Genomic DNA, 18074 nt, shown 5'->3' on the forward strand with positions numbered 1-18074 from the left:
GCCCACGGATCACACGCCGGATCAGGCGTCGGAAACTTTGACTTAACCGGCCATTGACGCGGGGGCGCTGGCTGATCTACCGTCCTGCCACCGCTTAAAACGATTTTTCCGGGAGCGCGGCACATGGATCAGACTCCCGTTCTGTCCCTCTCACAGGTCAGCAAGGCGTTCGGCGCCGTACGGGCCGTACGCGAGGTGTCTCTGGAGCTGCATCCCGGCGAGGTGCACGCGCTCGCCGGGGAGAACGGCGCGGGCAAGTCCACCATCGTCAAGATTCTTTCTGGGGTGCACCGGCCGGACACCGGGCGCGTCCTGCTGGACGGTGAGCCGGTGGAGTTCGCCGGGCCCGGCGACGCGCAGCAGGCCGGGGTCGCGGTCATCTACCAGGAGCCGACCCTTTTTCCTGATTTGTCGGTCATGGAGAACATCTTCATGGGGCGCCAGCCGCGCTCCCGCTTCGGCATCGACCGCCGGGCGATGCGCGCGGCCGCCGCCGACCTGTTCGCCCGGCTCGGCGTACGGCTCGACCCCGACCAGCCGGCTCGCGGGCTGTCCATCGCCGACCAGCAGCTCGTCGAGATCGCCAAGGCGCTGTCGCGGCGGGCCAGGGTGCTGATCATGGACGAGCCGACCGCCGCGCTGTCGGGCAACGAGGTCGCCCGGCTGTTCGGGGTGGCCACGACGCTGCGGGAGCAGGGGTGCGCGCTGCTGTTCATCTCGCACCGGCTGGAGGAGATGTTCGAGCTGTGCACGCGCGTGACGACCCTGCGCGACGGCGCGTACGTGGCCACCGACCTCATCGCCGACATCACCCCGGACGACCTCGTCCGCCGCATGGTCGGCCGGGAGCTGGACGCGCTGTTCCCCAAGCAGGAGACGACCGCGGGCGAGGTGGCGCTGAAGGTCGGCCGGCTCACCCGCGAAGGCGTGTTCACCGACGTGTCGTTCGAGGTGCGGCGCGGTGAGATCGTCGCGCTGGCCGGGCTGGTCGGGGCCGGGCGCAGCGAGGTCGCCCGGGCGATCTTCGGCATCGACCGCTGGGACGCCGGGAGCGTCGAGGTCGACGGCAGACGCCTGCGGCCCGCCAGCCCCACGGCCGCCATGGCGGCCGGGCTCGCGCTGGTGCCGGAGGACCGGCGGCAGCAAGGGCTCGTCATGGACCTGTCGATCGAACGCAACATCGGTCTGGCCGGGCTGGCCGCCGTACGCCGGGGGCCGCTGGTCTCGCGGGCGGCCGAGCGGGGACGGGCGGCGGACTGGGCGGTGCGGCTGCGGCTCAAGTACGCCCGCCTCGCGGACCCCGTGAACGTGTTGTCCGGCGGGAACCAGCAGAAGGTCGTGCTGGCCAAGTGGCTCGCGCGGGGGCCGTCCGTGCTGATCGTGGACGAGCCGACCCGGGGGATCGACGTCGGGACCAAGGCCGAGGTGCACCGGCTGCTGTCGGAGCTGGCCGGGAGCGGGGTGGCGGTGTTGATGATCTCGTCGGAGCTGCCGGAGGTGCTGGGCATGGCGGACCGGGTGCTCGTCATGCACGAAGGACGGCTGGCCGCCGAGCTGTCGCGTGCGGAGGCGACCGAAGAGAGCGTCATGGCCGCCGCGACCGGCCGGAGAGCCGCATGACCGCCACGGCGACGGCGGCTGAGACCGTACGGGGCCGGGGTGGGCGGCGGCTCGTCGACCGGGTCGCGCGGGTGCGGGAGCTGGGCATCGTGGTCGCGCTCGCCGTGCTGTTCGGCGTCACGGGCGCGGTCAACCCGAGCTTCCTCAGCTACGCCAGCCTGCGCGACATCCTGCTCAACTCCGCCATCATCGCCCTGCTCGCCGTCGGGCAGACGCTCGTCGTCATCACCAGGAACGTGGACCTTTCGGTCAGCTCCGTCGTGGGCCTGGCGGCGTTCGGCGGCGCGCTGGTCCTGGCCGACAACCCGGGCGTGCCCATCCCGGTCGTGATCGCCGGCTGCGTGCTGCTGGGCGCGGTCTGCGGAGCGGTCAACGGACTGCTCGTCGGCGTGGCCAAGGTGCCCGCCCTGGTGGCCACCCTCGGCACCCTGTACGCCTTCCGGGGCATCGACTACGCCTGGGCCGGCGGCCGTCAGGTCAACGCGGCCGACATGCCGGAGGGCTTCCTCGCCCTCGGCACCAGCTCGGTCCTCGGCGTGCCGCTGCTCGCGCTGGTCGCCCTGGTGGTGCTGCTGGTCGTCGGCTGGATGCTGCGCAACCTGCGCTCCGGCCGCGAGCTGTACGCCATCGGCTCCAACCCCGAGGCCGCCGTGCTGGCCGGCATCCGCGTGCGGCGCCGGATCGTCGCCGCGTTCGTCGCCAACGGGGCGCTGGCCGGGCTGGCCGGCGTCATGTGGGCGGCCAGGTTCGGCACCGTGGACGCCACCGTGGCCACCGGCAAGGAGCTCGACGTGATCGCGGCCGTCGTGGTCGGCGGCGTGGCCATCTTCGGCGGCAGCGGCACCGTCTACGGCGCGGCACTCGGCGCGCTGCTGCTGTCGAGCATCACCAGCGCACTCGCCGTGCTCCGGGTGGACGCGCTGGCCCAGACGGCCATCAACGGCGCCCTCCTGATCGCCGCCATCGTCCTCGACCGGGTGCTCGCCCTGCGGGTCGCCGCCGCACTGCGCCGCCGGTCGCGGGAGGCGCCGCCGCCTGTGCCGCGACCGGCGCCGGGAAAGGCCGCGGCCTCGACGGCGACCGAGCCGGCCTCAAGGGGTGAGGCCGAGTGAACAGGGCTGCCACGACGTGGCGTGCCTGCGCACAGGACAGGGGGTGCCACCACGATGCGGCTTGAGATGGTGCGGCGCTGGGAAGGGCTGATCTTCGTTCTGCTCGTCGGCGTCTGTGTCTGGGCGTCGCTCGGCGTGGACGGCTTCGCCAACGGCTCCAACGTCTCGTTCCTGCTCCTCGACACCACCGAGATCGCCCTGATGGCGCTCACCATGACGTTGGTCATCGTGGCCGCCGAGATCGACCTGTCGGTGGCCTCGACGCTCGGACTGTCGTGCGCGGTGCTCGGCTGGTTGTGGAACGCGGGGCTCTCCATCGAGATGATCATGCCGATCTGCCTGCTCGTCGGGGCGCTGTGCGGGGCGGTCAACGGCCTGCTCGTCACCCGGCTGGGCCTGCCCTCGCTGGCGGTCACGATCGGCACGTTCGCGCTGTTCCGCGGGCTGGCGTACGTGATACTCGGCGACCAGGCGGTGGCCGACCTGCCGCCGGCGTACACCGGCCTGGCCACGGCCTCGATCGGGCCGGTGCCGGTCGCCACCGTGCTGGTGGCGGTGCTGGCCGTGGTCGCGGCGGTGGTGCTGCACGCCACCGGGGTCGGCCGGGCCCTCTTCGCGCTCGGCTCCAACGAGGAGGCCGCGTACTTCTCCGGGGTGCGGGTCAAGCGGATCAAGTTCTGGTTGTTCGTGGCCACCGGCGTGATGGCCTCGCTGGCCTCGCTCGTCTACACCTTCCGGTACGCCAGCGCGCGGGCGGACAACGGGATGGGGCTGGAACTCGCCGTGGTGGCCGCCGTGCTGCTCGGCGGAGTGTCGATCTTCGGCGGGCGCGGCACACTGCCGGGCGTGCTGATGGCGGTGCTGCTCCTCGGCGTCGTACGCAACGCGCTGATCCTCGCCGACGTGGCGAACGAAGTGCTGAACTTCGTGACGGGCCTGCTGCTCGTCGCGTCCGTGCTGGCGCCGAACCTGGGGGCGGTCTGGCGGCGGCGCACTACACCATCAGTGGAAGGGAAGTCGGCTTCATGACTACGCGTTCCCCCTGGCGCCCTGTGGCGCTGCTCGCCGGGCTCGTCCTCCTCACGGCCGCCTGCGGCGGCGGCACCACGCGGAGCGACGTCGCCGCCCAGCAGTCCTCGGCCCCGGCCACCGCCGCGTCGGCCTCGGCCAACCCCAACGCCCCCCTCAAGCAGGGACTCAAGATCGCCTTCCTGCCGAAGCAGGTCAACAACCCGTACTTCACCATCGCCGACGAAGGCGGCATCACGGCGGCCAAGGAGTTCGGCGGCGAGGGCAAGGAGGTCGGGCCGTCCGACGCGAGCGCCTCCTCCCAGGTGTCCTACATCAACACGCTGATCCAGCAGCGGCAGGACGCCATCGTGATCGCCGCCAACGACCCCAACGCCGTGGTGCCGGCGCTCAAGCAGGCCATGGCCGCCGGGGTCAAGGTGGTCAGCTTCGACTCCGACACCGCCCCCGACGGGCGGCACGTCTTCGTCAACCAGGCCGGCGCCGAGGACCTCGGCCGTACGCAGGTGCAGCTCCTCGCCGAGCAGCTCGGCCACAAGGGCAAGATCGCCGTGCTGTCCGCCACCCCGAACGCGACCAACCAGAACACCTGGATCGAGTTCATGAAGGACGAGCTCAGCAAGCCCGAGTACAAGGACATGGAGCTGGTCAAGGTCGCCTACGGCAACGACGACGACCAGAAGTCGTTCACCGAGACGCAGGGGCTGCTGCGGTCGTACCCGGACCTGGCGGGCATCATCTCGCCCACGACCGTGGGGATCGCCGCCGCGGCCCGGTACCTGTCGGAGTCGCCGTCCAAGGGGAAGGTGAAGCTGACCGGGCTGGGGACGCCCAACCAGCTGCGGAAGTTCGTCAAGGACGGCACCATCGAGGCGTTCGAGCTGTGGAACCCGGCCGACCTGGGCTACCTGGCGTCGTACGCGGCGGCGGCGCTGGCGTCGGGGCAGATCACCGGGGCCGAGGGGGAGAAGTTCAAGGCGGGCAAGCTGGGCGAGTACACCGTGGGCGCGAACGGTGAGGTGCTGCTCGGGAAGCCGACGGTGTTCAACAAGGACAACATCGACGACTTCGACTTCTGATTCCCGGACGGCCCGAGCGCCCGCCTGGTGGGCGGGCGCGCCGGGCGTTCCGGTTCTGTCCCGGGTCGGGATGGTGCCCGTGCCGGGCGTTCGGCTCTGTGCTTCGGATGAAGGGGTGGGCGTCGCCTGGTGAGGGTCTGTCCGGATCGGAGGGCTGGGTGATCACGGCCTGGTGCCGGGGACGACCAGGCCGGATTCGTACGCCGTGACGACGGCCTGGGTGCGGTCGCGGAGGCCGAGCTTGTGCAGGATCCGGCTGACGTGTGTCTTGACCGTCTCCTCGGTGACCACCAGCCGGGCGGCGATCTCGACATTGGACAGGCCCTCGGCGACGAGGCGCAGCACCTCGGTCTCACGCGGAGTGAGTGCCGAAAGGGAGCCGGCGGCCGGGCCGGGGCCGGGGCCCAGGCGGGTGAACTCGGCGATCAGCCGGCGGGTGACCGCCGGGGCCAGCAGCGCGTCCCCTGCGGCGACCACGCGGACGGCGTCGAAGAGTCGCTCCGCGGTGACATCCTTGAGCAGGAAGCCGCTGGCGCCCGCGCGGAGCGCGTCGTAAACGTACTCGTCCAGGTCGAACGTCGTCAGGATGAGCACCTTCGGCCCGCCGGGACCGGTCAGCAGGCGGGTGGCCTCGATGCCGCCCATGCCGGGCATGCGCACGTCCATGAGCACGACGTCGGGCAGGAGCGCGTGGCAGATCCGCACGGCCTCGGCGCCGTCGGCGGCGGTGCCGGCGACCTCGAAGTCGGCCTGGGTGTCGAGCAGCTCGGCGAACCCGGTGCGCACGACCGGATGGTCGTCCGCGATGACCACGCTGATGCTCACCCGCCGCTCCCGGAGTCTGGCGAGTCGACGGGGGAGTTGCCGGTCCTGTGGACGCGGGTCTCGGCGCGGAGTTCGGTGCGGAGTTCGGTGCGGAGTTCGGTGCGGAGCTCGGCGCGGCCGGGAAGGCGCGCCTCGATGAGGAAGCCGCCACCGGGGGCGGGGCCCGTGCGCAGGTCGCCGCCGACCGACGCCGCGCGCTCCCGCATGCCGGCCAACCCGTGTCCACCCCCGAGCCCGTGTCCGCCCCCGAGCCCGTGTCCGCCGCCGACGTCGTGCGTTCCCGTGCCCGGCGCCGACTCCGGCGGGCCGGGGCCGTTGTCGCGGATGCGGAGGCCCAGGGTGTCGCCGCTGTAGTCGAGTTCGACGTCCACGGCCGCGCCGGGCGCGTGCCGCCGCGCGTTCGTGAGCGCCTCCTGCACGATCCGGTACGCCGCCAGCTCCACGCCGGGGTCGAGCTCGACCGGGGTGCCGCGCAGGGTCAGCCGCGTGACACTGCCCGACGCCTCCCGCGACGCGTCGACCAGCGCGTTGAGCTCGTGCAGGCGCAGACCAGGCTGGGGCCGCCAGGCCGGTTCCGTGCCCGTGCCCGTGCCCGTGCCCGTCCTCGTGTCCTCGCGCAGGACGCCGAGCAGCCGCCGCATCTCGGTCAGGGCCGCCCGGGCGGTGTCGCCGATCGCCGACAGCCGTTCCGCTCCTGCCGCGGGCATGCCGGGGACGGCCAGCCGGGCGGTCTCCGCCTGCACGGCGACCATCGAGATGTGGTGGGCGACGACGTCGTGCAGCTCGCGGGCGATGCGGGCGCGTTCGCCGCGGGCGGCGTGCTCCAGCAGGCTGTCGGCGGCGACCTGCCGAGCGGCGGTGTCCGCCGTGGCCTGGCCGCGCGCCCGGCGGGCGATTCCGGCCAGCGCCGCCGGCGCGACCAGGCAGGAGGCCAGCAGCGTGAGCGCGCGCACGTGACCGCCGGGCTCCAGCGCCATCGCCAGCACGGGGAACGGCACAGCCACCAGCGCCGCCCGGGACGGCGGCCCATGGCCTCCGTACCGGTAGGCCGCCACGACCTGAACGACCAGCCCTCCCAGGGTGTAGGTGTGGAAGGCCGCGATCGACAGCACGCCCGCGCCGGACACCAGCGCCGCCGCCAGGCCCGGCTGACCCCAGAGCAAGCCCAGCGGGAGCGTGGTCGCCAGCGCGAGCAGCGACAGCACCACGACGTACGGGGCCACGCCGCCGTCCAGGGGGATCCCGTTCCCGGGACCGCCCGCCGGCATGCTCTCACGCGAGCCGAACAGCAGCCCGGACGCATGGTGCGCCTGCGCCGCCGCCTCGCCCACGGCGAGCAGCGCCGGCAGCGCCGCGACCACGAGCGGCAGCAGGGACGACGCCGCGGCCCCCCGCCGTGACGGAACCGCCCACGTGGCGACCCGCCCCAGCGCTGCCGTCCATCTGCCGCCCCGGTCGTACGCTCGCTTCACGCGCCCCATTGTTTCCCGCCGCCTCCCTGCCTGGCATCCCTCCTAGGAGGGACGGCCCCGCGCCGGGATCGCTCCCTGGCGTGACGACCGCGGGCCAGGCCGCTGCCTAGGGTCGCCGGGCATGGAAGCAACCATCGAAGTCAGCGGGCTGCGCAAGCGGTACGGCCGCACGACGGCGCTGGACGGCATGACGTTCCGCGTGCGGCCAGGCCGGGTGACCGGCTTCGTCGGGCCGAACGGCGCGGGCAAGTCCACGACCATGCGAGTGGTCCTCGGGCTGGACGCGCCCGACGAGGGGCACGCGCTGGTGGGCGGGAGACCGTACCGGAGCCTGCCGCGACCGCTGACCCACGTCGGCGCGCTGCTCGACGCCGGCGCGCTGCAGCCGGGCCGATCCGGGCGGGACCACCTGCTGTGGCTCGCGCACTCCCAGGGCCTGGGCGCCCGGCGGGTGGACGAGCTGCTCGACCTGGTCGGCCTGGCGCCGGCGGCGCGGCGCCGGGCGGGCGGCTACTCCCTCGGCATGCGCGGGCGGCTCGGCATCGCCGCGGCCCTGCTCGGCGACCCGCCGGTGCTCATGCTGGACGAGCCGTTCAACGGGCTCGACCCGGAGGGCATCGTCTGGATTCGCGGGTTCCTGCGGTCGCTGGCCGCCGAGGGCCGGGCCGTGCTGGTCTCCAGCCACCTGATGAGCGAGCTGCAGGACACCGCCGGGCATCTCGTGGTCGCCGGCCGCGGCCGCGTCGTCGCCGACGTCGGGGTGGACGAGCTGATCGCCACGGCCTCCCGCGCCCGGGTGACGGTGCGTACGGCGGCGCGTCCCGAGGCCGCGCGGGCCCTCGCCGGTGCGGGCGCCACCGTGACCGTGGGCGAGCGCGACACGCTCGTCGTCTCCGGGCCGCCCGCAGAGGACGTCGTCCGGCTCCTCGGAGCGTGCGGGGTGCCGTTCTCCGAGGTGAGCGCCTACCGGGCGACGCTGGAAGAGGCGTATCTCGACCTCACCGGAGGCTTCTCAGGGGTGGCCCGATGACCGCCCGTCTCCTGCGGGCGGAGTGGACCAAGCTCAGGACGGTACGCGGCTGGACGGCGGGGCTGGCGGCGTCCTCGCTGCTCGTCCTGGGGCTCGGCCTGCTCTTCGCCGCTGCCGGCCACTCCTCCTGCAGCCAGGGCCCGGTCGAGGTGCCGTGTCCGACGCCTCCTCTCAGCCGCGACGGCCGCGCCGTGGAGGACCGCTTCTTCTTCGTCAGCCGGTCCCTGGACGGCGACGGCGGCATCACCGCCCGCGTGACGGCCATGAACGGCCAGATCCGCCTGCCCGACGCCACCCCCGGCGTCCGGAAGGTCGTCTCCGGCGTCGTGCCGTGGGCGAAGGCCGGGATCATGGTCAAGGAGAGCACGAAGCAGGGCGCGGCGTACGCGGCCGTCATGGTCACCGGCGCCCACGGCGTACGCATGCAGCACGACTTCACCGAGGACGTGGCCGGCAGCGCCGGGGGAGCGCCGCGCTGGCTGCGGCTCACCCGCACCGGCGAGACGATCACCGGCGAGGAGTCGCCCGACGGCCGCCGGTGGACCACCGTCGGCACCGCCCGCCTGACCGGACTGGCGCACCGGGTCCGCATCGGCCTGTTCGCCGCCTCACCCGGCGACGTACGCGTGGTCCGCAACCCGCTCGGCGGATCCGCCTCGGCCTCCCGCTTCACCGAGGTCACCGCGACCATGGACGAGGTCACCGTGCGCGGCGCGGGCACCGGCGGAACGTGGAGCCGCGACGACATCGGCGTCGAGATCGGCCCCGACGGCAACCCGCACCACCCGGGCGCGTTCGTGGGGAACGGCGGCACGTTCGCCCTCACGGGGACCGGTGACATCGCCCCGGACACCTCGAACGGCAGGATCGAACACGTGCTGACCGGTGTGCTGATCGCGCTCGTCGTGGTGGTCGCGGTGATGGTGTCGTTCGCGACGGCGGAGTACCGGCGGGGGCTGATCCGCACCACGCTGCTCGCCGGCCCGCGCCGCGGCCGGACGGCGGTGGCCAAAGCGGTCGTGGCGGGGGCGGCGACCTTCGCGTTCGCGCTGCCGGCGACCGCCGTGACGCTTCCGCTGGCCCGGGGGATCCTGCGCGGCAATGGCGTCTTCACCCTGCCGGTCGGCACGCTCACCGAGGTCCGGGTGGTCGTCGGCGTCGCGGCCCTGCTCGCCGTGGCCGCCGTGCTCGCCGTCGCCCTCGGGCTGCTCTTCCGGCGCGGCGCGGCGGCGGTCGTCGCGGCGATCACGGCGCTCGTGGTCCCGTACGTGCTCGCGACCGCGTCCATCCTGCCCGACGAGGTGTCGCGGTGGCTGCTGCGTCTCACCCCGGCCGCCGGCTTCGCCGTCCAGCAGAGCATCCCCGAGTACGCCCACGTGATCGGCCACCATGTTCCCGCCGCCGGGTACTTCCCGCTGCCGCCGTGGGCCGGCTTCGCCGTGTTGTGCGCGTACGCCGTCGTCGCCCTCGGGCTGGCCGCGTACCGGCTGGAGCGGAGGGACGCGTGAGGCGGGAACTGCACGCCGAGTGGACGAAACTGCGCACCGTTCCCGGACCCGGCCTGCTGCTGCTCGGCGTCGTCGTGGCGACCGTGGCCGTGAGCGGCGTCGCGGCCGGCGTCATGGACTGCGCGGCCCCGGGCTGCGGGCTGGACGCCGTCCGCGTCAGCCTCTTCGGGGTGCAGGCCGGCCAGGCGCTGGTCGCGCTCCTGGCCGTGGCGGTGGTGTGCGGAGAGTACGGCACCGGGATGGTCGCGACGACCCTGGCCGCGATGCCGCGCAGGACGGTCACGCTGGCCGCCAAGGCGTCCCTGGTCACCGGCCTGACCTTGGGGGCGGGCGTCCCGGCGGTGCTCGGCTCGCTGCTGGCGGGCCGGCTGTTGCTGCCGGGCGGCGGCTTCACACCGGAGCACGGCTACCCGCCGCTGTCGCTCGCCGACGCCGCCACGCTGCGCGCCGCCGCCGGCTCGGTGCTCCATCTCGGGCTGGTCGCGCTGCTGGCCACGGGTGTCGCGGTGGCCGTGCGCGACCAGGTGGCCGCCTGCGGGGCCGTGCTCGGCCTGCTCCACCTCTTCCCGATCGTCATCCTCATGGTGCGGGACGAGGACCTGCAGCGGATCCTGTGGCAGCTCTCGCCGGTGAACGCCGGGCTCGCCGTCCAGGCCACCACGGACCTGGCGAGCATGCCCGTCGGCCCGTGGGCCGGGCTGGGCGTCGTCGCGTGCTGGGCCGCGGCGGCCCTCGTCGGCGGCGGCCTGCTGCTACGCCTCAGAGACGCCTGACATGGGCAGGCCGAAGAGCGGCAGGCAGCGGTCGAGGCGGTGGATCTTGATGTCGGGGGATTCCGTCCAGTCTTCGCGGGGCATGCGGAAGCGGCGGGTGATGACCGGCTCGCCCTTGCGGGCGTGGAGGGAGATGCCGTCCTCGCGGTAGCCGAGCTTCTTCGTCACCGCCAGTGAGGCGTGGTTGTCCTCGAACGCCGTCGTCACCGCGTGGTGCGCGCCCAGCCCCGCGAAGGCGAGGTGCAGCACGGCTCTGCGCATCTCGGTGCCGATGCCGCGGCCCTGGAAGCGGCGCCCGAGCCAGGAGCCGGTCTCGACCTCGCGGGTGACGGGGAAGTCCTTGCCGATCATGCCCTGAACGCCGACGACCTGGCCCTCGTGGACGACGGCGAGTTCGAGCGACCAGTCGTCCGGCGTGAACGTCGCCCACGTGCGGAACTGGTACTGCAGCACGCTCCTGGCCCGCTCCGCCGGCTCGCCGTCCGACCACGGGACCATGAACGGCATGAAACCGGCCTCGTGGATGCCCTCCGCGGCCCGGTCGGCCAGCTCGTCGAGGTCGCCGAGCGACGGGTGACGCAGCTCGAGGCGCGGGGTCGTGACGGAGAGCTCGGAGAGCGGCCAGTTACGCATGTCACCTCATTCTGCCAGCCGCTTTCGCGACGAGGCGACGGATTTTTCGCCGACCGTCTCTATAAAAGCGAAATGCCCGTATTTAGCGGGATCGGCTCATTAGCCGGGACTTTGCTTGACTAAACCTGTGTATGAGATCGATTCTCCGGCGATCCGGGTAGGCGTTGATTTATGAGGATAAACTTTCGCAGAATTGCCGTTATCGGTCTCGGTGTGGGCTGCGGCCTGCCCTTCACCGCCGTTCCGGGCGAAGCCCGGACATCTGCCGGTACGTCCCTCATGACCGCCCCCATGAACGCCCCCATGAACGTGCAGTCTGCGACGGCGGGATGGCTCGCCCATCCCGACGACCGGCCGGGCTCCCACGGCCGGCGGGGCGCTGCGAAGAACGCCGACGACCGGCGCGACCCCGGCCCCGATGGCGACAGACGGCGCCGCCCGTGGCCCGTCGCCGACGGGAGGCGTGGCCCGTTGCCCACGATCGATGAACGCCGGGCTCCCGGATCCCGTACGGACGGCCGGCGGAGCCCGGTGACCGGGCCGGACGGCCGGCGGGGCCCGGTGACCGGGCCGGATGGGCGGCCCGTGGCACAGGCCCCTGTGCCGGCCGAGGGTACGGACGCCGAGCACGAGCTTGTGGACGACGCCGAGGCGGAAGAGGTCGAGAGCAAGCCGCTCATCCTCCACCCGGGCGACCGGGGCTCCGAGGTGGTGAAACTGCAGCGCCGTCTGCACGCCGGGCGCTACTACTTCGGGCCCGTCAACGGGCGATACGACGAGCAGACGAAGTTCGCCGTCTGGGCCCTGCAGAAGAGCCGCAGGATGCCCGTCAAAGGCGCCGTGGGGCCGAAGGAATGGTCGGCGCTCGAACGGCCGCTGCGCAGGCGCCCGATGGTGGAGGGCGCGCCCGCGGACCGGGTGGAGGTCAACCTGGGCGCCCAGCTGCTCACCGTCTACCGCGACCGCCGCCCGGTCCTGTTCGCGCACATCTCGTCCGGCGCCCAGATTCCGTACTGCCGGAACGGCCACTGCGGGAACGCCGTCACCCCGACGGGGGACTTCCGCGTCTACCGGCGCGCGCCAGGGTGGACGACGGGGCCGCTGGGCTCGATGTACAACTCGCTCTACATCGTCGGCGGCATCGCCCTGCACGGCTCGACGAAGGTCCCGCTCCGCCCGGCCTCCCACGGCTGCGTACGCCTCCCGATGACGACATCCAAGCGCCTGTACCAAATAGTGCAAATCGGAGAACCCGTGTACGTACGCGGAAAAATTCGCTGAATCTGCGCAATTCTCCGACTTCATAGGACTGATTACGCCGTGCCTCCGGCACGCGAGATCCGGGGGAGGCCACCCACCCGCGTGAGCCCTTCTCCTGCCCTCCTGAGGTCCTTGACCAGCCGCAGCGGCGAGCCGACAGGCTTGGGTCCGTCGCCGGTGGTCTGCGCGAGGCGCAGCGCCAGCGCCGGGCACATGTCCACCGCCCGCCGCGCCTCCTTCGCCATCCAGCCGGGGATCGTCCGGAACGAGGGGAACCCGTAGTCGTCCAGCTCGACGAACTCCGGCAGCAGATGCGCGCACAGCCCGTGTCCCTGGCAGCGGGACCAGTCGACCTCCAGCCGGTACTCGGGCTCGGCCTCGCGCTCGGGCATCGGCAGCACCCCGCGTACGGGGCGGCCGCAGGAGCCGTGCTCCAGGTGGAGCGCGATCTCGCTCTCGAACGCGTCCAGCGCCGACAGCACGAACTTGGCCGTGCCGTCCGGATGGAAGCAGGCCCCGCGCCGCTCGACCACGCGCACGGCCCGGCGCACGGCGTCCACCGAGCCCGTGCCCTCGGCCAGGGCGCACATGGCCCTGGCCACGTCGGGCAGGCCGAGCCGGCACGGGCCGCACTGACCCGCCGACTCACCCGCCAGGTACGACGCCACCCGCGCGGCCTCGCCCAGCGGGCACGTGGACGCGCCGAGCGGCACGACGATCCCGGCCCCGAGCGTGGCCCCGGCCAGTTTCATGCCCTCGCGGGAGACCACCGCGGCCCCGGCCGTCTCGGCCGACAGCCAGGCGCCGTGGTAGCCGCCGACCAGCACTCCGTCGCCGGGCTCGGCCTCGCACAGCGCGAGCACGTCGGCCAGCAGGGTGCCCGTGGGCGTCTCGATGACCGCGCCCTGGGCCGCGCCGCCGCTCACCGTGAGCAGGATCGTGCCCGGCTCCTTGCTGGTGCCGACCTCGGCGTACTTCTCGGGGCCGTACTCGGCGAGCAGGGCGAACTGCGCGTACGTCTCCGTGTTGGACAGCAGGGTCGGCAGGCCGTCCACGCCGCTGACGGCGGCGCGCTTCTTCCTGCCCGGCGGGATGCCCTCCTCCCCGTTGACCGCGCGCACGAGCGCGCCGCCCTCCCCGGAGATGAACCGCTCCCTGATGCCGACCACCCGGATCGGCACCCGGCTCTCGGCCCCGCCGGAGACGTTGGCGGCCCGGCGCTCGGCCACGGCGGCGGCGACGGAGGCCTCGGCGACCTCGCCTCCGGCCGTGGCCACGACCACCTCGCGGGCGCCCAGCGCCTCGGCCGCCAGCACCGCGCCGTCCAGCACCAGGTGCGGGTTGCGGGTGAGCAGCATGGCGTCCTTGGAGCTGGCCGGCTCGCCCTCGGCGCCGTTGACCAGCACGACACAGTCACCGCCCGAGCCGGCCGCGTCGGCGACCGCCCGGAGCTTGCGCGCGAACGGGAAGGCGGCGCCGCCCCGCCCGCGCATGTCCACCTCGTTGGCGTACGAGATGAGCTCGCCCAGCTCGCGCGGCTCGACGACGCCGTGGAGGGTGCGGTGGGCGGGCAGGTCGAGCCGGCGGCAGTGGTCGAGGCCGGCGGTCAGCCGGGCCGGACCCATGCGTAAGACCCGTGGCACTCGTGCCGGGATCATGGATTCTCCTTGAGCGTGCGGGTCTCGGGGGAACGGGTGAGGTGTGGCGGGGGAGTCACCCGGCCTCCCGGAACCTGCGCCGGGCCTCCGCGAGGCTCACGGGCGCGCTCGCCGTCGCCGCCGCGACGGGCATCTTCGCGGGCCGCTCGGACGGCACGCCCACGGCGGCGGCCGAGCTCACCGCGGGTCCTTCGACCTTCTCGGGTACGACCGGCGGCCGGCGCAGCGTGGCCAGCACGCGCACGACCAGCGCGGAGCCGACCGCCGCCATGCAGGCCACGTACGACCAGGCCACCCAGCCCGCCGGCGGCCGCCCGGCGGTCAGACCATGCATGATCCCGACGGGCCAGGCCACGTACGCGGCGGAATGCATGATCCGCCACATCCACGGCCGGCTCCGTACCGCGAACCGTCCTCTGAGCACTCCGGTCACCACGGCCACGACCATCAGGTCGAAGGCCAGCGCGCCGAGACCGACGTAGACCCCGGCGACGGGCACGATCGCCGCGCCCGGCGGCACGTGCCCGAAGCTGATCATGACGGCGATGTGCGTGAGCAGGTACGCCAGCGCGATGAACGCGGTGGCCCGGTGGGCCAGCTGCGCCCTGATCCGGTTGGCTGGAGAGAGGAAGACGCGCTCGGTGGTGAGCAGGCCGAGCGCGACGGTCGCGGTCAGCAGCATCAGGGCGAACACGCCCGCGTAGTACTCGAGGAAACCCACCCCTTGGCCGAGCAGCGCCATGCCACGTTCCGTCCTGGTCAGTGCGAACACCGACAGCAGGACGGCCGTGATCGAGGCGCTCGCCCCCAGCCGGACATTCCTGGTGTCCAGCTTGGTGGGGGCGTGCATGGGGCGTCGTCTGTGGAGCATCTATTTCCCTCCAAGGTCGGGTGAGGGTGCGACTCGGAAGGCTGGGCGCGGATCTCAGGTCAGCAACGGCGCCCCCGGTTGATGCACGAGACGACGGACTGCATGAGCCGTTCGGGCATCACGTTGGCGAAGTCCCCGTGGTCGGTCACAGGGTTGTGCTTCTGCTCGGGGAAGGCGTCCAGGGCGTACGACCGGCCCTGCGGCACGGAGTACGTGAGGGTCATGCGCAGTCGCGGGATCGCCCTGGTCCCCTGGGGGCAGGCACCGCCCTGGTCGGGGAAGACCACGTGCGTGCGGTGGTTGGCGCTGTCGGTGTTCTGACCGTCCCAGCAGCTGGGGAAGTCCAGAATACGAACCACCTGACTGCCGCGCGGGCAAAGCGGATATTTATCGGGAGATATACGGTTTTGGAATCCCGAACAGGTCCAGGCCGCGCGCGCCTGGGCGCCGCCGTTCGTCGCCGCCTTGGCGTCTCCCGTGATCAGCCTGAGGAACCTCGGCATGGCGACGACCTCGGAGGCCGGGTTGCCGCGGAACTCCAGCCGCACGCTGCGGGGCCGCAGGATCTGGCCGACGTTGCCGTCCGGGTCGCCGGCGTTCGCGTCCGACGTACGGTCCCGCAGAACCGGCCAGAAGTACGTGGACTTGTCGCCCTGCCGGCACGTCGTGTCCGCCGCCTCCAGGCTCTCGTCGGTGGAGAACGCGTCCGTGGAGAGGTTGCCCACGTAGTCGTGCAGGTGGTGCGCCCCGTTGCTCACGCCGGGGGCGACGATGAAGTTGTCCGAGTTGTGGTGACCGTTCTGGTTGGTGCCGCACTGGGCGACGAACGTGCCGCGTGAGCCGTTCCTGCCGATCCGGGCGTCGAGGCGGCTGGGCGCGACCTGGCGGATGTCCACGAAGTCGTCGGCGAACGGGCCGATGGCGCATTCGTCGCCGGCGCCACCGGTCGCGGTGGGTGAGGGTTGCGGGGTGCCGTCGGGGTCCTGGGTCGGGGACGGGCTCGGCGCGGGGGTCGGATTCCCGCCGCCGCGCCGGCGCCCGTCGGCCTCGGGGACGTCCCCGGGGGCCTCGACCTCGGGGGACTGGCCGTCGGGGTTCTGACCGTCGGGGTTCTGGCCGTCCGGGTCCTGGCCGTCGGGGTTCTGGCCGTCGGGGTTCTGGCCGTCCGGGTTCTGGCCGTCGGGCGCCTGGGTCGCGGGCGCCTGGCCGTCGGGGGACTCGGTCTGCGGCCCGTCGGGGGACCGGCGTGGGTCGACCGCCACCCCGCCGCCCTGGGGCGCCTGCCCATCGAAGTCCCGATCGACATCTCTGTCGGCGTCCCGGTCGAAGCCGCGGCCGGAATCGCGCCCATCAGGCTGCCGGCCCTGATCCTGGTCCGGCTGACCCTGGTCGGGCTGGTCCTGGTCGGGCTGGTTCTGGTCGGGCTGATCCTGGTCGGGCTGGTTCTGGTCGGGCTGGTTCTGGTCGGGCTGCTGTCCCTGAGGTGGCTGAGGTGACTGGGTGGCCTCGGCCGAATCGCAGATGTCAGCCCGAGCCGGGCCTACGCCGATGACGGCCGCGGACACCAGCCCGCCTGCCGCCATGGCCAGCGCGGACACGGCCGCGGCCATGCGTCTGGATCTCCTCATGTGTGTCTCCTCTTTTCGACCGCCATCGCGACGGGTGGAGCGGGTGAGGGGGTCGGGGGTTCGGGCAGCTGGGTGTGGTCGACCAGTCCGGTGGACTCCAGATAGGCCATGTGGCGCATCACGTAGTTGATGCCTTCCGCGGAGAACTTCCTGATCTCCGCGTTCCGGGTCCCGGACCGTACGGCGGCGACGGTGGTGAAGACCTTGCCGTGCGCGGCGCGCAGCAGATTCGCGAAGTCCCTGTCGAAGGCGGGACCGCGCTGCGCGGCCAGCTGGGCCATCCAGCGCTGCTGGTCGGGGTTGGGTTCGTCGGGCAGGGCCACACCGAGCTTCTTGGCGACCTGGCGGGTCAGCAGGTCGAGCTCCATGTGCTCTTTCATGATCAGTGCGCCGACCTCCTTCACGCGCTGGGACTCGGCGCGGGTCTTGGCGTACTCGCCGACGGGCATCTCCCAGAGGCCCGCCTGGCGCACCTTGATGAGCAGATCGCGGTCGGCGGCCGTGAGCGGCCCCGACGGTGTCTGCGTCCACTGAGCGGCCGCGGGATCGATCGCCGGTGGCATGACCAGCACGATCGTCACGGCGGCGGCGGCCACGAAGCCGCCGAGCATGAAGAACTCGCCGCGCAAAAGCCTGTGCATGATCGGAGGTACGCGGCGTTCCCGGGCCGGGTTCACCTATGGCCGGAGATAGTTAGAAATGACTGGAGTTATCGGAGTGGCTACCACCGAGATAACGAAGGTGTAAAGATGTGCCCCGTGCTAGGTCACCTCGACGGCAGGTTCGAGAGTGCGGATGCCGAGGCCGAGCACCGCATCGCGGTGCTCTACCAGGAGTTCGGCGGCCCTCTGCTGCGCCACGTACGTAAATCAACAGGTAACGACCTTCAGTGGGCTGAAGACGTCGTGCAGGAGACGATTGTCAGGGCCTGGCGTAACTCGGCAAGACTGCAATGGGAACCAAGCCTCATATGGGCGTGGCTGCTGACCGTGGCCCGCCGCATCGTGATTGATGGACGTCGGCGCAGGAGTGCTCGGCCGCAGGAGGTCGAGCCCCCCGAAGTCGACATGATGTCGGTACCCGATGGTTCGGAGCGCGCTCTGTCGGCGATGGTCGTCGCGGACGCTCTCCGTTCCCTGTCCGAAGAACACCGCGAAGTGATTGAGCAGACCTACCTCCGAGACCGTACGATAAGCGAGGCGGCGGAGATTCTGGGGATCCCGCCGGGCACGGTGAAGTCCCGGCTCTACTACGGCATCCGGGCTCTCCGTGAGCTGCTGCGGGACAAGGGGGTAGCCGGCTGATGCATGACGAGGTGGCCGCCTACGTCCTCGGCGTCCTCGACGAGGACGACCACGAGGCCTTCGAGCGCCACCTCGACACGTGCGAGCGATGCCAGGCCGAGCTGGTCGCGCTCGCCGAGCTGCCCGATCAGCTCGACGAGCTGAGGCACGCCTCCTCCACTTCCGACGACGATCCCCCGATGTCAATGTCACATTGACGTCTTTGTCCTTTTCGGGTGGTATCGGAACGTCAAGGTGTTGCGCCCGGTTCCGCGCGACCGGGCGGTCAGGGG

17 protein-coding genes are annotated in these 18074 nt (G+C 72.3%); 10 read left to right on the forward strand and 7 right to left on the reverse strand.

Going from position 1 to position 18074, the window contains the following annotated elements:
- The first annotated feature begins 123 nt into the window (after positions 1-123).
- Genes ACIBP6_RS34975 through rhaS form a run of 4 tightly spaced genes read left to right on the forward strand, consistent with a single transcriptional unit; the run spans position 124 to position 4840 of the window.
- Positions 124-1620 carry a sugar ABC transporter ATP-binding protein gene (locus ACIBP6_RS34975; protein WP_397058092.1) on the forward strand — a complete coding sequence of 499 codons (1497 nt, stop codon included), beginning with the start codon at positions 124-126 and terminating at the stop codon, positions 1618-1620.
- Positions 1617-2732: an ABC transporter permease gene (locus tag ACIBP6_RS34980; RefSeq protein WP_397058093.1), complete on the forward strand. Its 1116-nt coding sequence runs from the start codon at positions 1617-1619 to the stop codon at positions 2730-2732. Before ACIBP6_RS34975 ends, ACIBP6_RS34980 begins: the two co-directional genes overlap by 4 nt.
- Positions 2733-2786: 54 nt before the next feature.
- Positions 2787-3761 (forward strand): ABC transporter permease, encoded by a 975-nt coding sequence (locus ACIBP6_RS34985; RefSeq protein WP_397058094.1) that lies wholly within the window; start codon positions 2787-2789, stop codon positions 3759-3761.
- The gene (gene rhaS, locus ACIBP6_RS34990) at positions 3758-4840 is read left to right on the forward strand and encodes a rhamnose ABC transporter substrate-binding protein (protein WP_132615672.1); all 1083 of its coding nucleotides are present in this window, start codon (positions 3758-3760) and stop codon (positions 4838-4840) included. The genes ACIBP6_RS34985 and rhaS overlap by 4 nt, the downstream gene beginning before the upstream one ends.
- A 162-nt stretch (positions 4841-5002) precedes the next feature.
- On the opposite strand, the gene ACIBP6_RS34995 is transcribed toward rhaS, so the two are convergent.
- Both ACIBP6_RS34995 and ACIBP6_RS35000 read right to left on the reverse strand, forming a co-directional pair.
- A complete protein-coding gene (locus ACIBP6_RS34995; RefSeq protein ID WP_397058095.1) occupies positions 5003-5665 on the reverse strand; it encodes a response regulator in 663 nt (220 codons plus the stop codon).
- Positions 5662-7137: a sensor histidine kinase gene (locus tag ACIBP6_RS35000; RefSeq protein ID WP_397058096.1), complete on the reverse strand. Its 1476-nt coding sequence runs from the start codon at positions 7135-7137 to the stop codon at positions 5662-5664. The genes ACIBP6_RS34995 and ACIBP6_RS35000 overlap by 4 nt, the downstream gene beginning before the upstream one ends.
- A gap of 121 nt (positions 7138-7258) precedes the next feature.
- On the opposite strand from ACIBP6_RS35000, the gene ACIBP6_RS35005 reads away from it, so the two are divergent.
- From ACIBP6_RS35005 to ACIBP6_RS35015, 3 genes are read left to right on the forward strand one after another with little or no spacing between them, the layout of a single operon-like run.
- Positions 7259-8167 carry an ABC transporter ATP-binding protein gene (locus ACIBP6_RS35005; RefSeq protein ID WP_397058097.1) on the forward strand — a complete coding sequence of 303 codons (909 nt, stop codon included), beginning with the start codon at positions 7259-7261 and terminating at the stop codon, positions 8165-8167.
- Positions 8164-9675 carry an ABC transporter permease subunit gene (locus ACIBP6_RS35010; RefSeq protein WP_397058098.1) on the forward strand — a complete coding sequence of 504 codons (1512 nt, stop codon included), beginning with the start codon at positions 8164-8166 and terminating at the stop codon, positions 9673-9675. Before ACIBP6_RS35005 ends, ACIBP6_RS35010 begins: the two co-directional genes overlap by 4 nt.
- Entirely contained in the window at positions 9672-10448 is a 777-nt protein-coding gene (locus ACIBP6_RS35015) for an ABC transporter permease (protein ID WP_397058099.1), read from the forward strand. Before ACIBP6_RS35010 ends, ACIBP6_RS35015 begins: the two co-directional genes overlap by 4 nt.
- Here ACIBP6_RS35015 and ACIBP6_RS35020 read toward each other — a convergent pair.
- Positions 10428-11081, reverse strand: a complete 654-nt coding sequence (locus ACIBP6_RS35020; protein WP_397058100.1) for a GNAT family N-acetyltransferase — start codon at positions 11079-11081, stop codon at positions 10428-10430. The genes ACIBP6_RS35015 and ACIBP6_RS35020 overlap by 21 nt on opposite strands.
- 303 nt (positions 11082-11384) lie before the next feature.
- Between ACIBP6_RS35020 and ACIBP6_RS35025 the strand changes: the two genes are divergently transcribed.
- Complete coding sequence (locus ACIBP6_RS35025) at positions 11385-12362, forward strand: L,D-transpeptidase family protein (RefSeq protein ID WP_397058101.1); 978 nt, start codon at positions 11385-11387, stop codon at positions 12360-12362.
- 32 nt (positions 12363-12394) lie between these two features.
- Here ACIBP6_RS35025 and ACIBP6_RS35030 read toward each other — a convergent pair whose 3' ends face one another.
- From ACIBP6_RS35030 to ACIBP6_RS35045, 4 genes are read right to left on the reverse strand one after another with little or no spacing between them, the layout of a single operon-like run.
- Entirely contained in the window at positions 12395-13999 is a 1605-nt protein-coding gene (locus ACIBP6_RS35030; RefSeq protein WP_397058102.1) for an NADH-ubiquinone oxidoreductase-F iron-sulfur binding region domain-containing protein, read from the reverse strand.
- A 55-nt stretch (positions 14000-14054) separates the two neighbouring features.
- Complete coding sequence (locus ACIBP6_RS35035; protein WP_397058103.1) at positions 14055-14870, reverse strand: ferric reductase-like transmembrane domain-containing protein; 816 nt, start codon at positions 14868-14870, stop codon at positions 14055-14057.
- A gap of 59 nt (positions 14871-14929) precedes the next feature.
- A complete protein-coding gene (locus ACIBP6_RS35040; protein WP_397058104.1) occupies positions 14930-16498 on the reverse strand; it encodes a DUF1996 domain-containing protein in 1569 nt (522 codons plus the stop codon).
- A complete protein-coding gene (locus tag ACIBP6_RS35045) occupies positions 16495-17139 on the reverse strand; it encodes a DUF4142 domain-containing protein (protein WP_132615664.1) in 645 nt (214 codons plus the stop codon). Before ACIBP6_RS35045 ends, ACIBP6_RS35040 begins: the two co-directional genes overlap by 4 nt.
- A 108-nt stretch (positions 17140-17247) precedes the next feature.
- On the opposite strand from ACIBP6_RS35045, the gene ACIBP6_RS35050 reads away from it, so the two are divergent.
- Together ACIBP6_RS35050 and ACIBP6_RS35055 are read left to right on the forward strand one after the other, a co-directional pair.
- Complete coding sequence (locus ACIBP6_RS35050) at positions 17248-17802, forward strand: sigma-70 family RNA polymerase sigma factor (RefSeq protein ID WP_397058105.1); 555 nt, start codon at positions 17248-17250, stop codon at positions 17800-17802.
- Entirely contained in the window at positions 17802-17999 is a 198-nt protein-coding gene (locus tag ACIBP6_RS35055; protein WP_132615662.1) for a zf-HC2 domain-containing protein, read from the forward strand. The genes ACIBP6_RS35050 and ACIBP6_RS35055 overlap by 1 nt, the downstream gene beginning before the upstream one ends.
- The last annotated feature ends 75 nt before the right edge of the window (positions 18000-18074 follow it).

The sequence above is a fragment of the Nonomuraea terrae genome, from assembly GCF_044465245.1.
Taxonomy (GTDB): domain Bacteria; phylum Actinomycetota; class Actinomycetes; order Streptosporangiales; family Streptosporangiaceae; genus Nonomuraea; species Nonomuraea terrae.

Coding starts and splice junctions, on each gene's coding strand:
- ACIBP6_RS35045 (WP_132615664.1), bottom strand. CDS start 17,139: ATGCACAGGCTTTTGCGCGGCGAGTTCTTCATGCTCGGCGGCTTCGTG.
- ACIBP6_RS35005 (WP_397058097.1), top strand. CDS start 7,259: ATGGAAGCAACCATCGAAGTCAGCGGGCTGCGCAAGCGGTACGGCCGC.
- ACIBP6_RS35030 (WP_397058102.1), bottom strand. CDS start 13,999: ATGATCCCGGCACGAGTGCCACGGGTCTTACGCATGGGTCCGGCCCGG.
- ACIBP6_RS35050 (WP_397058105.1), top strand. CDS start 17,248: ATGTGCCCCGTGCTAGGTCACCTCGACGGCAGGTTCGAGAGTGCGGAT.
- ACIBP6_RS34975 (WP_397058092.1), top strand. CDS start 124: ATGGATCAGACTCCCGTTCTGTCCCTCTCACAGGTCAGCAAGGCGTTC.
- ACIBP6_RS34980 (WP_397058093.1), top strand. CDS start 1,617: ATGACCGCCACGGCGACGGCGGCTGAGACCGTACGGGGCCGGGGTGGG.
- ACIBP6_RS35010 (WP_397058098.1), top strand. CDS start 8,164: ATGACCGCCCGTCTCCTGCGGGCGGAGTGGACCAAGCTCAGGACGGTA.
- ACIBP6_RS35020 (WP_397058100.1), bottom strand. CDS start 11,081: ATGCGTAACTGGCCGCTCTCCGAGCTCTCCGTCACGACCCCGCGCCTC.
- ACIBP6_RS35025 (WP_397058101.1), top strand. CDS start 11,385: ATGAACGTGCAGTCTGCGACGGCGGGATGGCTCGCCCATCCCGACGAC.
- ACIBP6_RS35055 (WP_132615662.1), top strand. CDS start 17,802: ATGCATGACGAGGTGGCCGCCTACGTCCTCGGCGTCCTCGACGAGGAC.
- ACIBP6_RS34985 (WP_397058094.1), top strand. CDS start 2,787: ATGCGGCTTGAGATGGTGCGGCGCTGGGAAGGGCTGATCTTCGTTCTG.
- ACIBP6_RS35040 (WP_397058104.1), bottom strand. CDS start 16,498: ATGAGGAGATCCAGACGCATGGCCGCGGCCGTGTCCGCGCTGGCCATG.
- ACIBP6_RS35035 (WP_397058103.1), bottom strand. CDS start 14,870: ATGCTCCACAGACGACGCCCCATGCACGCCCCCACCAAGCTGGACACC.
- rhaS (WP_132615672.1), top strand. CDS start 3,758: ATGACTACGCGTTCCCCCTGGCGCCCTGTGGCGCTGCTCGCCGGGCTC.